This is a genomic window from Mycolicibacterium pyrenivorans (assembly GCF_025821625.1).
Lineage (GTDB): Bacteria > Actinomycetota > Actinomycetes > Mycobacteriales > Mycobacteriaceae > Mycobacterium > Mycobacterium pyrenivorans.
Genome location: NZ_JACKSH010000144.1, coordinates 1 through 16,551 on the forward strand (window position 1 = coordinate 1; position 16,551 = coordinate 16,551).

Annotated in this window: 16 protein-coding genes and 2 pseudogenes; 10 read left to right on the forward strand and 8 right to left on the reverse strand. The window is 68.4% G+C overall.

What is annotated here, in order from left to right; translation table 11 throughout:
• The 3 genes and pseudogenes from H7I57_RS16865 to H7I57_RS16875 form a co-directional block, all read right to left on the reverse strand.
• Nucleotides 1-914: pseudogene (locus H7I57_RS16865) on the reverse strand (FUSC family protein); the annotation flags it as partial.
• Entirely contained in the window at nt 914-1,378 is a 465-nt protein-coding gene (locus tag H7I57_RS16870) for a hypothetical protein (protein ID WP_264024832.1), read from the reverse strand. The gene H7I57_RS16870 and the pseudogene H7I57_RS16865, both read right to left, overlap by 1 nt.
• Nucleotides 1,379-1,460: 82 nt before the next feature.
• Nucleotides 1,461-2,027 carry a TetR/AcrR family transcriptional regulator gene (locus tag H7I57_RS16875; RefSeq protein ID WP_264024794.1) on the reverse strand — a complete coding sequence of 189 codons (567 nt, stop codon included), beginning with the start codon at nt 2,025-2,027 and terminating at the stop codon, nt 1,461-1,463.
• Between the two features lie 164 nt (nt 2,028-2,191).
• Between H7I57_RS16875 and H7I57_RS16880 the strand changes: the two genes are divergently transcribed.
• The 6 genes from H7I57_RS16880 (at nt 2,192) to H7I57_RS16905 (ending at nt 7,799) form a co-directional block, all read left to right on the forward strand.
• Nucleotides 2,192-2,827 (forward strand): TetR/AcrR family transcriptional regulator, encoded by a 636-nt coding sequence (locus H7I57_RS16880; RefSeq protein ID WP_264024795.1) that lies wholly within the window; start codon nt 2,192-2,194, stop codon nt 2,825-2,827.
• 141 nt (nt 2,828-2,968) lie between these two features.
• Nucleotides 2,969-3,898 carry a class I SAM-dependent methyltransferase gene (locus tag H7I57_RS16885; RefSeq protein WP_264024796.1) on the forward strand — a complete coding sequence of 310 codons (930 nt, stop codon included), beginning with the start codon at nt 2,969-2,971 and terminating at the stop codon, nt 3,896-3,898.
• Between the two features lie 100 nt (nt 3,899-3,998).
• On the forward strand, nt 3,999-5,414 hold the full coding sequence (locus H7I57_RS16890) for an aldehyde dehydrogenase family protein (RefSeq protein ID WP_264024797.1): 1,416 nt from the start codon (nt 3,999-4,001) through the stop codon (nt 5,412-5,414).
• Nucleotides 5,415-5,471: 57 nt separating this feature from the next.
• Nucleotides 5,472-6,335 carry an SDR family oxidoreductase gene (locus H7I57_RS16895; protein WP_264024799.1) on the forward strand — a complete coding sequence of 288 codons (864 nt, stop codon included), beginning with the start codon at nt 5,472-5,474 and terminating at the stop codon, nt 6,333-6,335.
• 7 nt (nt 6,336-6,342) lie between these two features.
• The gene (locus H7I57_RS16900) at nt 6,343-7,314 is read left to right on the forward strand and encodes an NADPH:quinone oxidoreductase family protein (RefSeq protein ID WP_264024800.1); all 972 of its coding nucleotides are present in this window, start codon (nt 6,343-6,345) and stop codon (nt 7,312-7,314) included.
• Complete coding sequence (locus tag H7I57_RS16905) at nt 7,311-7,799, forward strand: DUF456 domain-containing protein (protein WP_264024801.1); 489 nt, start codon at nt 7,311-7,313, stop codon at nt 7,797-7,799. The genes H7I57_RS16900 and H7I57_RS16905 overlap by 4 nt, the downstream gene beginning before the upstream one ends.
• Nucleotides 7,800-7,904: 105 nt before the next feature.
• Here H7I57_RS16905 and H7I57_RS16910 read toward each other — a convergent pair whose 3' ends face one another.
• Together H7I57_RS16910 and H7I57_RS16915 are read right to left on the reverse strand one after the other, a co-directional pair.
• Entirely contained in the window at nt 7,905-8,711 is an 807-nt protein-coding gene (locus tag H7I57_RS16910) for a tyrosine-protein phosphatase (RefSeq protein WP_264024802.1), read from the reverse strand.
• A 2-nt stretch (nt 8,712-8,713) separates the two neighbouring features.
• Complete coding sequence (locus H7I57_RS16915; protein ID WP_275081354.1) at nt 8,714-9,946, reverse strand: acyl-CoA dehydrogenase family protein; 1,233 nt, start codon at nt 9,944-9,946, stop codon at nt 8,714-8,716.
• 111 nt (nt 9,947-10,057) lie between these two features.
• Between H7I57_RS16915 and H7I57_RS16920 the strand changes: the two genes are divergently transcribed.
• On the forward strand, nt 10,058-10,708 hold the full coding sequence (locus tag H7I57_RS16920; RefSeq protein ID WP_264024803.1) for a response regulator transcription factor: 651 nt from the start codon (nt 10,058-10,060) through the stop codon (nt 10,706-10,708).
• A gap of 1 nt (nt 10,709) precedes the next feature.
• Nucleotides 10,710-11,897: a sensor histidine kinase gene (locus H7I57_RS16925; RefSeq protein WP_264024804.1), complete on the forward strand. Its 1,188-nt coding sequence runs from the start codon at nt 10,710-10,712 to the stop codon at nt 11,895-11,897.
• Nucleotides 11,898-11,904: 7 nt separating this feature from the next.
• Here the strand turns inward: H7I57_RS16925 and pntB are convergent, their stop codons facing one another.
• Both pntB and H7I57_RS16935 read right to left on the reverse strand, forming a co-directional pair.
• Nucleotides 11,905-13,347 (reverse strand): Re/Si-specific NAD(P)(+) transhydrogenase subunit beta, encoded by a 1,443-nt coding sequence (pntB, locus tag H7I57_RS16930; protein ID WP_264024805.1) that lies wholly within the window; start codon nt 13,345-13,347, stop codon nt 11,905-11,907.
• 4 nt (nt 13,348-13,351) lie between these two features.
• Nucleotides 13,352-14,884 (reverse strand): Re/Si-specific NAD(P)(+) transhydrogenase subunit alpha, encoded by a 1,533-nt coding sequence (locus H7I57_RS16935; RefSeq protein WP_264024834.1) that lies wholly within the window; start codon nt 14,882-14,884, stop codon nt 13,352-13,354.
• Between the two features lie 237 nt (nt 14,885-15,121).
• Here H7I57_RS16935 and H7I57_RS16940 point away from each other — a divergent pair, with 237 nt between their 5' ends.
• Nucleotides 15,122-15,829 (forward strand): alcohol dehydrogenase catalytic domain-containing protein, encoded by a 708-nt coding sequence (locus H7I57_RS16940; RefSeq protein WP_264024806.1) that lies wholly within the window; start codon nt 15,122-15,124, stop codon nt 15,827-15,829.
• Between the two features lie 85 nt (nt 15,830-15,914).
• Nucleotides 15,915-16,325 carry a hypothetical protein gene (locus H7I57_RS16945; protein ID WP_264024808.1) on the forward strand — a complete coding sequence of 137 codons (411 nt, stop codon included), beginning with the start codon at nt 15,915-15,917 and terminating at the stop codon, nt 16,323-16,325.
• Here H7I57_RS16945 and H7I57_RS16950 read toward each other — a convergent pair.
• A pseudogene (locus H7I57_RS16950) lies at nt 16,310-16,417 on the reverse strand (CAP domain-containing protein); the annotation flags it as partial. The gene H7I57_RS16945 and the pseudogene H7I57_RS16950 overlap by 16 nt on opposite strands.
• Between the last annotated feature and the right edge of the window lie 134 nt (nt 16,418-16,551).

Genomic DNA, 16,551 nt, shown 5'->3' on the forward strand with positions numbered 1-16,551 from the left:
GAGAGGTCCTCGCGGTAGCGGCCGCGCGCCGCCGTGCGCAACTCGACCAGGGCCGCGTCGAGGTCGGCGCGGGCCGCGTCGCGCCTGGCGACCCGGGTGATGCGCAGCACCGCGGCCGCGTCGCGTAGCACCCGCACCGCGGGGTCCTTCATGTCGGCGAGCGCGGCGCCGGCCTTCTGCCCCGTGCGGTCGGTGACCCACTCGAGATCGTCGACGACCCGCACCAGGGCCCGGCTGCCTGCGGTCAGGCCGACCGGCCGGAAATCGGCGCCGAGGAAGTTGGCGCGCAACGCGTCCATCGCGGCGGTGACCTCGGCGGCGGACGCGCGTCCGTCGAGCCTGTCGGCCAGCGCGCGACAGGCCTTGGCGGCGTGCCGCCGCAGCGCGCCGTGATGGCGAGGCGGGAGCACGAAAAGCGCTGCGGGCACGCACACCGCCAGCGCGATGGTCCATCCCAGGAGGCGGTCCCCGATCGGTCCCGGCGGGGTACACGCCGGCAGGACGAACGTCAGCAACGTGGCGCGCTGGCCCGCGGCGATCGTCTCGCTGAGCACCCCCGAGAACGTCACCACCACCCCGAGGACGAACATCGCCAGCACCGCGGGAATCGGATGCGGGGACACCAGCGTGCCCAGCGTGATGAGCACGAACCCGTTGAGCGCCAACCCGGCGTAGGCGACCGCGCGGTTCTGACGATTACCGGGAAAGTCGGAGAACACCAGCAGCGCGACCGACCCGAAGATGGTGAACAGCGACGTCTGCGCGTTGCCGCCGGAGACGACGATGCTCAGCGCCGCCGCCGACGGCACCACCAGCGCGGCGCGCAGCGCACGCCGCAGTGCGTCGTTCTCCGGATCGCGCCGTTGGATGCGCCGCGCGACGCGGTGTCGGAAACCGTTCGCGCCGCCGACCATCAGTGGGCGAGGACCTTGATGGCGATGACCAGCAACCCGACGCCGGTGAGTAGGACAACAGTCACAATTTGCTGCCACAGGGGCAACCGGGTCTTGCGAACGGCGGCAAGGGCGATCAGGCCGAGTTCGCCGACGAGGATCCACTTCGCGATCCACATGGCGGTGTCGGTCTCGAGCACCCCGATGCCGGCGGTCGCGAGCGCCAGCAGGGGAAGCAGGCTGGCCTGCAGGATCTGGCCGGAGGACTGCAACATCCGCCAGACCTCGACGCGGCCCGGCGCCTGTTCGTGCACGCCCAGATGGGCGACCCAGTCCGCCAGCAGGCTGGCCGCCCACAGACTGCCCATCGTGACGGCGACGTCGAGCATGCGTCCCCATCCGCTGGTGTCGTCACCCGTGTAGCGGGTCAGCACGGCGAGGGTCGCCAGGCACGAGATCGCGCCGTAGAGGCGCTCGCGCAGCATGGCGACGACGTGCTCGACGGGCGCTGCCCCGCCGTCCGCGTCGACCCCGGCGGCCGCCCGGACGTCCCCGTCGTCGCTCGGGTCACTCACTGTCGGGCACCGAGTCGAACCGACCGGAGTCGAGGCAGTCGAGCAGTTGGGCGACGATCCACGCCAGGCCAGGGGTGTCCGGTGGGAGGATCGCCTGCTCATAGCCGACCAGCAGATACACCGCCCACGCCGCGAACAGCTTCGCCTGGCGCTCGTTGCGCAGGATCGCCAGAGCCGACTCGTACATCGCCTCGAAGCGTTGCCGGTCGACCTCGGCCTGCACCGTGCGCACCAGCGGGTCGATGGAACTCCACACCCGGATCGCGGCCTCCGCCCCGTGCGGCAGCGTGAGGCCGGCCTGGATCAGCGTGTCGATGCGCTTGCGCGGATCGGGCTCGGCCCGGACGGCCTCCAGGATGTCAACGGTCATGCCCTCACGCCAGTGCGCGACAAGCTGGCGGGTGTAGGACGACCAACTGGAGAAGTAGTGGTAGAACGAACCGGTCGTGACGCCGAGCCGCTGACACACCTCGGCCAGCTTCAATCCGCCGTAGCCGAGGTCGCACAACACATCCAGCCCGGCATCGAAATACGCCTCCTGCGACGCGACAGCCCCCATCCCCGAAACCCTAGTTCGGCAGCCGTCGGCTCACTCGTCAATGACGCGCCGGAGGCCCGAGGGCGTGACCGGACATCGATCGAGAATTTGCTGAATTGTCACGGTCGGGTCGTCTGAGAGGGTGCCGTCGCCACCGGCCCGGTGACGTGTGGCACAATTTGACCGTGCCGTATACGGCGAGTCGAGGTCCAGGTCGTCCTCCCGCAGCGAAGGCCGCTGAAACGCGGGAGCGCATCGTGCGCGCTGCTCGTGAGGTATTCAGCGAACTCGGTTATGACGCGGCGACGTTTCAGGCGATCGCCATCCGTGCGGATCTGACCCGTCCGGCCATCAATCACTACTTCGCCAGCAAACGCGTCCTTTGGGCCGAGGTGGTGGAGCAGACCAACGCGACGATTGTTAGCGCGGGCATCGCCAAGGCGCATGAACGGACCGCCCTGATCGACAGGCTGTCGGCTTTCCTGTCGGTCGCGACGCAGTCCGACGCCGAAGACCGCTCCGCGGCGGCGTTTCTCGTGACATCGGTGCTGGAGGCTCAGCGCCATCCCGAACTCAGCACCGACGAGCACGACTCGCTGCAGAACTCGCGCAGTTTCGTGACCTGGGCGGTCAACGACGCCATCGCCAACGGTGAGTTGAACACCGACACCGACGTCGGGCATCTCGTGGAGATGTTGGTGGCGGTGCTGTGGGGCATGGGTTTCTACGCCGGTTTCATCGGCGATCGTGAGCAACTCGGTGCGGTCGTGCACAAACTCGAACTACTCCTGGCGAACCGGCTCTGGAAGCTCGGCGACTGACGCCAGGCTGCGCCTCGGCTGTGGATCGCCTGTGGGCTGACCTGCGCTGATGTGGTGTGCGCCACAGCGGGGGAGAACCGCGCCGAGCATTAGATAGCCTGGCGAAGTAATCCCTGTTCGTCACATGAGACGGAGCCCTGCATGAGCACACTGCGCACCGACAACGACACCTGGGACATCGCTTCCAGCGTCGGGGCGACCGCCGTGATGGTGGCCGCCGCCCGCGCCGCGGAGACCGACCGGCCCGACCCGCTGATCCGCGATCCGTACGCCAAGATCCTGGTCGCCGACGCGGGCACCGGAGCGTGGGAGTTCATGCTCGACGACGCCTTCATGGCCAAGATCGCTGACACCGACGCCGAGATCGCCGCGATGTTCCAGCACATGGGCAACTATCAGGCGGTCCGCACCCACTTCTTCGACGACTTCTTCGCCGAGGCGGCCGACGCCGGTATCCGTCAGGTCGTCATCTTGGCGTCCGGACTCGACTCGCGGGCATTCCGCCTGCCGTGGCCGGCCGGCACCACGGTGTACGAGATCGACCAACCGAAGGTGCTCGAGTACAAGGCCGCCACCCTGGCCCGCCACGGCGTGGCACCGTCCGCGGATCGTCGCGAAGTCGCCGTCGACCTGCGGCAGGACTGGCCGGCCGCGCTGGTGAAAGCCGGGTTCGATGTCGAGACGCCGACCGCGTGGCTGGCCGAGGGCCTGCTGATGTACCTGCCTGCCGACGCCCAGGATCGACTCTTCACCCAGGTCACCGAACTGTCCGCGCCGGGAAGCCGGGTCGCCGCGGAGACCATGGGCATCCACGCCGAGGACCGCCGCGAGCGCATGCGGGAGCGGTTCGCCTCGCTCACCGCGCAGTTCGGGGTGCAGCCCATGGACATCACCGAACTGACCTACGAAGACCCCGACCGCGCCGACGTCGCGGTATGGCTGGCCGAGCACGGTTGGCGGTCCGGCGCCCTGTCCTCCAACGACGAGATGCGGCGTCTCGGCCGGTTCGTGGAGATCGCCGACAGCGACGGGCAGTCGTTCTCGACGTTCGTCACCGGCGAAAGGGTCTGACCCCCTTCGGGATCCTGCTTACCCCCGTACGGGCGCTGTTCACCAACCGGCCGGTTGGTTACCATTCGGGTACTCCGCAGGTCAGGAAGGACCCCCCAACATGACCACCGAATCCGCCGCTCCCGCCCAGGTGACCACGAGCCCCGACGTCGTCGACATCCCGGCGACCGTCCGTCGTCTCCGCCAGACCTTCGCGTCCGGCCGCACCCGCAGCGTCGAATGGCGCAAGGAACAGTTGCACGCTCTCGAGCGGCTGATGTCCGACAACGAGTCCGCCGTCGCCGACGCCCTGGAAAAGGATCTGGGCCGCTCACCCTTCGAGGCCTGGCTCGCCGACGTCGCCAGTACCACCGGTGAGGCCGCATTCGCGGCCAAGAACGTCGGCAAGTGGATGAAGCGCCGCCACCGCCTGCTGGAGTTGTCGCAGCTGCCCGGCCGGGCCTGGGTCGAATACGAGCCATACGGCACCGTGCTCATCATCGGTGCGTGGAATTTCCCGTTCGCACTCACCCTCGGCCCTGCCGTCGGCGCCATCGCAGCGGGTAACACCGTGGTGCTCAAGCCGTCCGAGGTGGCGCCGGCCTCCTCGGCGCTGATGGCCGAACTGGTGCCGCGATACCTGGACAACGACGCGATCGCCGTGGTCGAGGGCGACGGCGCGGTCAGCCAGGAACTCATCGCCCAGGGCTTCGACCATCTGCTGTTCACCGGTGGCACCGAGGTCGGCCGCCGCGTCTACGAGGGTGCGGCGCCGCATCTGACGCCGGTCACCCTGGAACTCGGCGGCAAGAGCCCGGTGATCGTGACGGCCGACGCCGACATCGACGTGGCCGCCAAGCGCATCGCCTGGACCAAGCTGATCAACTCCGGCCAGATCTGCATCGCCCCCGACTACGTGGTGGCCGAGGCGTCCGTGCGCGACAAGCTGGTCGACAAGATCAGGGAGGCCGTCGAAGGGTTCGAGGCGGGCAACACCGGCGGGAAGCGCATCGTCAACGAGCGCCACTTCGACAGGCTCACCACCGCCCTGGCCGCCACCAAGGGCAGGGTCGCCGTCGGCGGCGGTTCGGATGCGTCGACGCTGAAGATCCAGCCCACCGTCGTGGTCGACCCCGCCCCCGACGAGCCGTTGATGACCGACGAGATCTTCGGGCCGATTCTTCCCGTGGTCACAGTCCAATCCCTCGACGAGGCAATCACTTTCGTCAACTCCCGGCCCAAGCCGCTGGCCGCCTACCTGTTCGCCAAGGCCAAGGCCGTGCGCGAACGGGTGATCAAGGAGGTGCCCGCCGGTGGCATGGTGGTCAACCATCTGGTCTTCCACTTCGCCACCCACAAACTGCCGTTCGGCGGCGTCGGCCCCTCCGGGATGGGCGCTTACCACGGCAAGTTCGGCTTCGAGGAGTTCAGCCACCGCAAGTCGGTGATGACGAAGCCAACCCGACCCGATGTCACCGCGATGATCTACCCGCCGTATACAGAGAAGGCGTGGAAGCTGGCGCGCAAGCTCTTCTGATGCCATAGCGCCAGGCCCGCGCCCAACCAGCGAGACCCCCACAGGAGAGGAACACCAGTGCCAGGAGTGCAGGATCGTGTCATCGTCGTCACGGGCGCAGGAGGCGGACTCGGTCGCGAGTACGCGCTGACCCTCGCGCGTGAAGGCGCCAGCGTCGTCGTCAACGACCTCGGCGGGGCGCGCGACGGAACCGGTTCCGGTTCGGCCATGGCCGACGAGGTGGTCAAGGAGATCAAGGACGCGGGCGGCCGAGCGGTAGCGAATTATGACAGTGTCGCCGAATCCGAGGGCGCGGCCAACATCATCAAGACCGCCATCGACGAGTTCGGCAAGGTCGACGGCGTGGTGAGCAACGCGGGCATCCTGCGCGACGGCACCTTCCACAAGATGGAGTTCGGCAGCTGGGACGCGGTGCTGAAGGTACATCTCTACGGCGGCTACAACGTCATCCGCGCCGCATGGCCGCACTTCCGGGAGAACGGTTTCGGCCGCGTCGTCGTCGCCACCTCGACCAGCGGGCTGTTCGGGAACTTCGGCCAGGCCAACTACGGCGCCGCCAAGCTGGGCCTCGTCGGTCTGATCAACACGCTCGCCCAGGAAGGCGCCAAGTACAACATCAAGGCCAACGCCGTCGCGCCGATCGCGGCGACGCGCATGACGCAGGACATCCTGCCCCCCGAGGTGTTCGAGAAGCTGACCCCGGAGTACGTCGCCCCGGTGGTGGCCTACCTGTGCACCGAGGAGAATCCCGACACCGCTTCGGTGTTCATCGTCGGCGGCGGCAAGGTGCAGCGGGTCGCGCTGTTCCAGAACGCCGGTGTGACGTTCACCGACGTGCCTTCGGTCGACGACGTCGCGGGCAAGTGGGGCGAGATCACCGACCTGTCGGCGGCCGAGCGGGCCACCCTCAGCCTCGGCTGACGTACCCATGAAAGCGCTTGTCGCGCAAGAGCTGTCGGGACCTTCGGGGCTGGTGTACACCGACGTTCCCGACCCCGTCGGCGGGGCCGGCAACGTCGTCGTCGACGTCGGTGCGGCCGGCGTCTGCTTTCCCGACCTGCTGATGCTCCGCGGCGAGTACCAGATGAGGATGGATCCGCCGTTCGTGCCCGGGCTCGAAGTGGCAGGCACGGTACGGTCGGCCCCGGCTGATTCGGGATTCGTTGTCGGGCAGCGGGTCTCGGGATTCAGCCTGCTCGGTGCATGGGCCGAACAGGTGGCGATTCCGGTGTCGGGCGTGGTGCCGACGCACGAGGATCTCGACGACGCATCGGCCGTCTGCCTGCTGGGCAACTACTACACGATGTACTTCGCATTGCAGCGCCGCGGTGCGCTGCGCGCCGGTGAGACCGTGCTGGTGCTCGGCTCCGCAGGCGGGGTGGGTACCGCCGCCGTGCAGATCGCGAAGGCGTTGGGCGCCAGGGTCATTGCGATGGTGCACCGGCCTTCGGCCATCGAGTTCGTCGACTCGCTCGGCGCCGACGTGGTGTTGCCGCTGACCGATGGATGGCTCGATGCGGTCAAACAGCACACCGACGTACGCGGTGTGGACCTGGTGGTCGACCCGATCGGCGGTCAGGCGTTCGACGACGCGGTGCGCGCGATGGCCACCGAGGGCAGGCTACTGGTCATCGGCTTCGCGGCGGGCGGCATCCCGACCGTGAAGGTGAACCGGTTGCTGCTGCGCAACGTCAGCGTCGTCGGCGTCGGCTGGGGCGAGTTCGTCAACCGCACCCCGGGAGCCCAGGCGGAGGTCGGTGCCGCGCTGAACAAGCTCGTCGACGCCGGTCTGAGACCCCCTGCACCGGTGCGGTTCCCGCTGTCGGCCGGGGTGCAGGCGCTGCAGAGCCTGGCCGACGGTGCGGTGCACGGGAAACTCGTCCTGGAGCCGACGGTGTGAGCACCGCCGGAATCGTCCTCGTCGCCCTGGCGATCGCCGTCGGCCTTGCCGGCATCATCCTGCCGATCCTGCCGGGCGGATTGCTGGTGATCGGCGCCATCGGCGTGTGGGCGTTCGTCGAGGGCACCGTGGTGTCGTGGGTGACGTTCGGCATCGCGGCGGCCCTGTTCGCCGCCGCGATGGTCATCAAGTACACGTGGCCGGTGAAACGCATGCGGCAGGCCGACGTCCGGACCTCGGTGCTGGTGATCGGCGCGCTGGCCGGTTTCGTCGGTTTCTTCGTGATTCCCGTCATCGGCCTGCTGATCGGCTTCGTCGCGGGCGTCTTCGCCGCCGAGTTGGCGATCCGGCGCGACCTCACCAGGGCATGGGCCTCCACCGTGCACGCCCTCAAGGGTGTGGCGTTGTCCGTCGGGGTGGAGTTGACGGGCGCGTTGCTGGCCGCCGTCGCGTGGGGCATCGGCGTGTGGGTCATGCACGGCTGACCCACTGGCCCCCGAAAGTACGGTTTCTGATGAAAATCAGTCGGAACTCGTCATAAACCGTACGTTCGGCGCGGCGCGGAGCCTTCGGCGCGGAAGACTCGTGCCTCAGTCGTTGAGCGCGGCGCGCAACCGGGCGATGTCCTGCTCGCTGAGCCCCGCCGCCTCGAGATAGCCGCGCAGAGAACCGAACTCGGTGTCGATCGTCCGGCGCGCGGTGTCGAGGTATTCCTCACGGACCCCGAGCACCGACTCGGTCAACCGGGCCTCGGCCATCTCCAGCACCTCTGGTGCCTCGGCTGCGCGCTCGCGGATAGTGGCCAGGATGCTCTCCCGTAGCTGCGGCACCGCGGCGTTGCTGCGCAGGTAGTCGGCCATGATGGCGTCGCGCTCGACCCCGGCGGCCTCCAGCACGACCGCGATGGTGAACCCGGTGCGATCCTTGCCCGCGAAGCAGTGCGCGAGCACCCGGCGTCCGGAACCCAGCAGCATGGCCACGCGATGCACGGCTTGGCGCGCCAGCGGGGCGCCGGCGATCCGTCCGTATTCCTCGGTCATGTACCGCGCCGCGGCGTCGGCGACCGACTCGTCTTCGGGCTTGTCGGTCATCATCCGCTTGAAGGCGTGCTCGTGCGGGGCCTCATCGTCGGAGGCGGCGGTCTCGATGAACGGCAGGTGGTGGATGTCCACGCCGGCAGGCACCAACCCGGCTCCGTGCCGCTCGAGTTCGCGCAGCGTGCGCAGATCGGCGACATCGGTGACGCCATAGCCCGCCAGCGCGGCACGGCCGGCATCGTCGAGCTTGGACAACTCGCTCGCCCGGTAGAACCGGCCGGGCGCGATGCCTGCCTGCTCGGAGACGTCGCGGAAGTTCCAGGCTCCCGAGAGTTCCCGTCCTTCGTGCCGGTCGGCCACCACTAGCCCGTCACCGCCGCGGCGAACGCGGACTTCTCTTGACCGAGTTCGGCACGCGCGATGGTCCGCATGTGGACCTCGTCGGGGCCGTCGAACAATCGCATCGCGCGGTGCCACGCGTACAGCCGGGCCAGCGGGAAGTCGTCGCTGACGCCGGCGCCGCCGTGCACCTGGATGGCGCGGTCGATCACGTCGCACGCCATCTGCGGCGCGATCGCCTTGATCTGGGAGACCTGCTTCTGCGCTTCCCTGCTCTTGTTGCCGTGCTGGTCGATGGTCCACGCGGCCTTGTGGCAGAGCAGCCGGGCCTGGTCGATCTGGTTTCGCGACAACGCGATCTGCTGCTGCACCATGCCCTGCTCGGCCAACGGCTTGCCGAACGCGATGCGCTTCTGTACACGGTCGATCATCAACGCCATCGCCCGCTCGGCGACACCGATCGCCCGCATGCAGTGGTGGATCCGGCCCGGCCCGAGCCGCGCCTGGGCGATCGCGAAGCCACCGCCCTCCTCGCCCAGCAGGTTCGACACCGGCACCCGCACGTTGTCGAACGAGATCTCGCAGTGCCCGTGTTGGTCCTGCCAGCCGAACACCGGCAGTGACCGCTCGATCGTGACCCCGGGGGTGTCGACGGGCACCAGGATCATCGACTGCTGCTGATGGCTGGCCGCATCCGGGTTGGTGCGGCCCATCACGATCATGATCGTGCAGCGCGGGTCGGCGACCCCGGTGATCCACCACTTGCGGCCGTTGATCACGTAGTCGTCACCGTCGCGCAGCATGGTCGTCTGGATGTTGCGGGCATCGCTGGAGGCCACCGCGGGCTCCGTCATCGCGAAGGCGCTGCGGATCTCACCGTTGAGCAACGGCTCCAGCCACTGCTTGCGCTGCTCGTCGTCGGCGAACAGGTGCAGCGTCTCCATGTTGCCCGTGTCGGGTGCCGCACAGTTGAGCACCTCGGGCGCGATGTCGCCGCTCCACCCGGACAATTCGGCCAGCGGCGCGTACTCCAGGTTGGTCAGGCCGGACTCCGACGGCAGGAACAGGTTCCACAGACCCTGTTCCTTCGCGAGCTTCTTGAGCTCCTCGACGACGGGCGGGACGGTGTGATCGTCGGGGCCCTTCTCGTGCCGGTAGGCGTCGTAGGACGCCTCGGCGGGAAACACGTGCTCTGTCATGAAGGCCGTCAACCGGCCGTAGTAGTCCTGGCCTTTGGCTGACATCGCGAAGTCCATGCCGTCACGATATGACACGCGTGAACAATGGCCCTCCCCGGCTGGATCCGGCGTCCTCGAATCCGGAAATACCCCGTGCCGCTGTGCGAAGCTGAGCGTCATGGTGGGACCGTGACCGGCGCTCAGATCGACAGAGTGCGGGTGGTGGTCGGTGACGACCACCCGATGTTCCGCGAGGGCGTCGTGCGCGCCCTGCAGTCGAGCGGGTCCATCGACGTGGTCGCCGAGGCCGACGACGGGACGGCCGCGCTGGCCGCGATCCGCGAGCACAACCCCGCGGTCGCGCTGCTGGACTACCGGATGCCGGGCATGGACGGCGCCGCCGTCGCGGCCGCGGTGCAGCGCGACGAGTTGCCCACCAGGGTGTTGCTGATCTCCGCGCACGACGAGGCGGCGATCGTCTACCGCGCGCTGCAGGACGGGGCCGCGGGATTCCTCCCCAAGGAGTCGACGCGCAGCGAGTTGGTCAACGCGGTCCTCGACTGCGCCAAGGGCCGCGACGTCGTCGCCCCGAGCCTCGCCGCCGGCCTGGCCGGGGAGATCCGCCGCCGTGCCGAACCCGAAGGGCCGGTGCTGAGTCCCCGCGAACGTGAGGTGCTGGCGCTGATCGCCGGTGGCAGCAGCATCCCCGCGATGGCCAAGGAACTGTTCCTCGCCCCGTCGACGGTCAAGACGCACGTGCAGCGGCTCTACGAGAAGCTCGGTGTCAGCGACCGGGCCGCCGCCGTCGCGGAGGCGATGCGACGCAAGCTGCTGGACTAGCGTGGCCCGGCTTATCCAGCGACTGGGTGATGCCGCCGCCGAACCTGTCCGGGTGTCGGCCATCCTGAGACTGCCGTTGATCGCCCTGATCGCGATCCTGGTGTGGATCTGGGAGGTCGACCACTGGCTGCCCGGGCTGTACGCGGTGATCATCGGCTGTTACGCCGTGGCGGCGATGGCGTGGTTGGTCGCGGTGCTGCGCGGGCCGGTGCCGCGGTGGGCCGACTGGGCCTCGACCGCGGTGGACGTCCTGGTCATCGTCGCGCTGTGTCTGGTCTCCGGCGGCGCCACCGCGGCCCTGCTCCCGGTGTTCTTCCTGCTGCCGATCTCGGTGGCGTTCCAGGATCGCCCCCGCTTGACCGCGGTCATCGGGGCCGTCACGGCGTTCGGCTATCTCGCGGTGTGGATCTTCTACTCCAAGCGCGACGACAAAGTGGGGCTGCCGGACATGGTCTACACCCACTTCGGGTTCATGGTGTGGCTGGCGGTGGCGACGACGGCGCTGAGCTTCGTGTTGGCGCGCCGCGCAGAGCGTCTCGAGGCCCTGCAGCAGATGCGGCTGCAGTTGGTGTCGGAGGCCATGGAGTCCGACGAGCGGCAGCACCGCGAGGTCGCCGAGCATCTGCACGACGGTCCCCTGCAGACGCTGCTGGCGGCGCGGCTGGAACTCGACGAGGCGCGCGACCGCAACCCCGACCCCGCCCTGGACAGGGTGTACGCCGCGCTGCGGGAGACGGCCACGGGTCTCCGCTCCACCGTCACCGAGCTGCATCCCCAGGTGCTTGCGCAGCTGGGCCTCACCGCCGGGATTCGAGAGTTGTTGCGGCAGTTCCAGTCTCGCTACGACATCGAGGTGATCGCCGAGCTCGAGGAAGTCGGCAAGCCGCAGAGCCAATCGCTGCTCTACCGGGCTGCCCGTGAACTGCTCACCAACGTGGGCAAGCATGCCGGCGCGACGACGGTGCGGGTCGACCTGCGGGACCGCGGCGATCGCGTGATCCTGACCGTCGGCGACGACGGCACCGGTTTCGACCCCGCCGTCGTCGGGAAGTCGTTGGCGGAGGGCCACATCGGGCTGGGCTCGCTGCTCGCCCGCTTCGATGCGATGGGTGGCTCGATGCGGATCGCGACGGACGTGGGCCTCGGCACGCAGGTGACGGTCACGTCGCCACCCGAATTCGGTGAGTAACGGTGTCCTAGACCTTTTCGCCGACCGACAGCGCCGCGTTGATCGCGTCCACCCGGTCCTTGGCGTCGCCGAACAGCATCTGGGTGTTCTCCCGGAAGAACAGCGGGTTCTGCACGCCGGCGTAGCCCGAGGCCATGGACCGTTTGAACACGATGACGTGGTCGGCGTTCCACACCGTCAGCACCGGCATGCCTGCGATCGGGCTGCTGGGATCCTCCGACGCCGCCGGGTTGACGGTGTCGTTGGCGCCGATGACCAGCACGACGGAGGTGCCGTCGAAGTCGTCGTTGATCTCGTCCATCTCGAGGACGATGTCGTAGGGCACCTTGGCCTCGGCCAGCAGCACGTTCATGTGGCCGGGCAGGCGTCCCGCGACGGGGTGGATGCCGAAGCGGACGTCGACGCCGCGTTCGCGCAGCTTGCGGGTCAGGTCCGCCACCCCGTACTGAGCCTGGGCGACGGCCATCCCGTAGCCGGGGGTGATGATCACCGAACTGGCCGAGCTGAGCAGTTCGGCGGCGCCGTCGGCGGTGATCTCGCGATGCTCGCCGTAGTCGATTTCGGACCCGCCGCCCGAACTTTCCAACCCGAAGCCGCCGGCGATGACCGAGATGAACGACCGGTTCATCGCCTTGCACATGATGTAGGACAGGTAGGCACCGGACGAGCCGACCAGCGCGCCGGTGATGATCAGCAGGTCGTTGCCCAGCAGGAAGCCGGAAGCCGCTGCGGCCCAGCCGGAATAGCTGTTGAGCATCGACACCACGACCGGCATGTCGCCGCCGCCGATCGAGGCCACCAGATGCCAGCCGAGCAGCAGCGCCAGCACGGTGACCACCACCAGCAGCCACAGCGTCGGGTCGATCACGAACCAGACCGTGAGCGCGAAGAAGACCACCAGCGCGCCGACGTTGAGAATGTTCTTGCCCGGCAGCATCATCGGCGCCGACTTCATCCGCGCCGAGAGCTTCAGGTTGGCGACCACCGAGCCGGTGAACGTCACGGCGCCGATGAAGACCCCGATGAACACCTCGGCAGAGTGGATGCCGAGCATCCCGTCCTGGGCGAGTTGCATGGCTTCGGCGCCGGTGGGGTCCGCTTCGGCGTGCAGGTAGCCGTTCCAGCCGACCAGAACGGCGGCCAGGCCGACGAACGAGTGCAGCAGCGCGATCAGTTCGGGCATACCCGTCATCTCGACGATCTTCGCTCGCCACAGCCCGATCACCGCACCGATGACCATGGCGACGATCAGCAGCGCCAGACCCAGGGGTTCGATGTGGCGGGCGAGCGCCAGCGCGATGGTCGCGATCAGCGCGACTGCCATCCCGGCGATGCCGAAACTGCTACCGGCCTTGGATGTTTCGTGCTTGGACAACCCGGCCAGCGCCAGGATGAACAGCACGGCCGCGACGACGTACGCCGCGGTTGCGGTGGTTTCTAGCGTGAACATCGTTCTAGCTCCTCGAGAACATGGACAACATGCGACGCGTCACCGCGAAGCCGCCGAAGACGTTGATGCTGGCGAGCAGGATCGCCACGAATGCGATCCCGGTGATGATGTTGTCGCCGTGCCCGATCTGCAGCAGCGCGCCGACGACGATGATCCCCGAGATCGCGTTGGTCACCGACATCAGCGGGGTGTGCAGCGCGTGATGGACGTTGCCGATCACGTAGTAGCCGATGACGATCGCCAGCGCGAAGACCATCAGGTGAAACTGGAGTGCGGACGGCGAGAGCGCGATCAGGGCGAACAGTGCCGCCGCGACGGTGAAGGTCACCCCCAGGCGGCGCCCGGTCGTCATGGGCTTCTTGGCCGGTTTCGCCTCGACCGGCGCGACGGCGGTAGCCGCTGGGGCGGCGGACACCTGCACCGGTGGTGGCGGCCACGTGACCTCACCGTCGCGAACCACGGTCACCGAGCGCTGCACCACATCGTCGAAATCCAGGGTGAGCTGTCCGTCCTTCTCGGGGGTCAGCAACTTCAGCAGGTTGACCAGGTTCGTGCCGTACAGCTGCGATGCCGTGGCGGGCAGTCGGCCGGCCAGGTCGGTGTAGCCGAGGATGGTCACCCCGTTGTCGGTGACGACGGCCTGGTCCTTGACGGTGCCCTCGACGTTGCCGCCGTTGGCCGCCGCCATGTCGACGATCACGCTGCCGGACTTCATCGATGCCACCATGTCGGCCGTGATGATCCGCGGCGCGGGCCTTCCGGGGATCAGCGCGGTCGTGATGATGATGTCGACGTCCTTGGCCTGCTCGGCGTACAGCGCCGACTCGCGGACCTTGTAGTCGTCGTCCATCTCCTTGGCGTAGCCGGTGGCCGACACCTCCGCCGCCGCAGGATCGACGGACAGGTATTCCCCGCCGAGGGACTTGACCTGATCGGCGACCTCGGGCCGGGGATCGGTGGCACGCACGATGGCGCCCATGCTGCCTGCCGCGCCGATCGCGGCCAGGCCGGCAACGCCTGCGCCGACGACCAGCACCTTGGCCGGCGGCACCTTCCCGGCCGCGGTCACCTGTCCGGTGAAGAACCGGCCGAACCGGTGGGCCGCCTCGACCACGGCGCGATAACCGGCGATGTTCGCCATCGACGACAACACGTCCAGCGACTGCGCCCTGGAGATGCGCGGCACCGCGTCCATCGCGAGCACCGTGATCGGCCGCGAGGACAGTTCCTCGACGAGTTCGGGCTTCAGCGCAGGCGAGATCAGGCCGACCAGGGTCGCGCCGTCACGCAGGGCGGCGATCTCGGCGCTGTCGGGGGCGTTGACCTTGAGCACCACATCTGCCGACCAGGCCTGCTCGGCGGATCCGGCGTCGGCGCCCGCCTCGGTGAACGCCGCATCGGAGAAGCTGGCCGCGGTGCCCGCCCCGGCCTCCACGACTACCTCGTAGCCCAGCTTGATGAGCTGCCCGACCGTCTGCGGGGTGGCGGCAACGCGCGTCTCGCCAGGCAGGGACTCTGTCGGTATCCCGATGATCATCGATTTCGATCCGATCTTGACTTCGCTCACGGTGCGGTCGGGCGCTCGACGACGCCCCGACACAACTCGTCGTTGGACGGGTGGAATACGTCAGTGTAAGAGTTCGCCCGGCCCCCGAGCGCGCCGTATGGCATGCCACCTCGATGGACGTGACGTCTTGGCGTCGCCGTGTAACGGACGGCCGGTTGCTGAAACGCGCGAGTTGACGGGCGTCAAGCGGGCGTTACGGTTACGCACATGCCTGCCACCTCCGCGGTGTTGTCCTACGGGCCACAGGACCCGTTCGTGGTCGCCGACGTCGACGTCGACGATCCGCGCCAGGACGAGATCCTGGTCCGCATCGAGGCGTCCGGTGTCTGCCACACCGATCTGGTCAATCGTGGCGCGGGTGACCGCGATCGTCCGGTGCTGCTCGGTCACGAGGGTGCCGGTGTCGTCGAGGCCGTCGGTGTCCAGATCCGGTCGGTCCAGCCCGGTGACCGCGTGGTGCTGTCGTTCCGGCACTGCGGCACGTGCGCGAACTGCCGGGTCCAGCGACCCGCCTACTGCCGAAAAGCGGCCCGCCTGAATCACTTCGGTGCCCGCGCAGACGGCACGCCGCGGGTGACCGTCGGCGGTGTGCCTGTGCTCGACGGGTTCTTCGGCCAGTCCAGCCTCGCCGGTTACGCATTGGCCCATGAGGACAACACGGTCGTGGTGGACCCAGGAACCGACCCGGTGATCGCCGCACCGCTCGGATGCGGGTTCCAGACCGGCGCGGGTGCGGTACTCAACGTCCTGCGCCCCCGCCCCGACAGTGCTCTGGCGGTATTCGGCGCGGGCGCAGTCGGTTTGGCCGGTGTGCTGGCAGCGCTGGACACCACCGGGCGCCCGCACGCCGACGTCGCCGACGCGCTCGCACGGCAGCACTCGGGAGAGGTCGTCAAGCCCGTGCTGACGTGGTGATGGCATATCTCGAAACGGCACCGATCGTGCATCGAGATTCCTGCGCCGGTGCGCCATGCGGCGTGGGAGCCGCACGATGTCTCCCATGAGCATGGTGGTCGAACGTGGGCTCGCGAGATGCCCGCGATGCGTCTCGGTGGCGGACTACGTCTTCATCGAGACAAGGTCCGGCGCGGGCGGGTCCAACGGGATGCGCTACGAGGTGCGCTGCCGCAAGTGCGGCGAGTGCTACGGCGAGGACAGCCGGCCGCTACCGACGCGACTGGTCGCGGTCCCGGAACCGCCGATCGAATGGCCCCGCGACCGGGAACCAGTGGAACCGCGGGACTGGCGCACGGAGCTTCGCGAACGGCTGGCGGTGGCGGCGCAACGGCTGGGCACCGAGATCGACGCCACGGTGCAACGCACCCGCACTCTCGCGCAACGCACCCGCACTCTCGCGCCCGAACGTTGGTTCGCGCGCGGCAGTGAGAAGGGTGATCAGACCGGCGGATAGGCCGGCGGCGGATACACCCCGCGCAGAATCCAGGCGAACCAGTTGATGCCGTACTCCAGTTCGTCGCTTGCGTCGTAATCCGGGTTCGGGTCCACGTTCCACCTCTCGCCTGCATGCCGGCTCTGGGAGGAGTCTAGACCTGCTCGGCCCGAGGCGACATGGCAACGGCTTAGACTGCACCAACCAGTTAGTCGACCCCGAGATCATCCAGCGCGGTCCGGGCCCT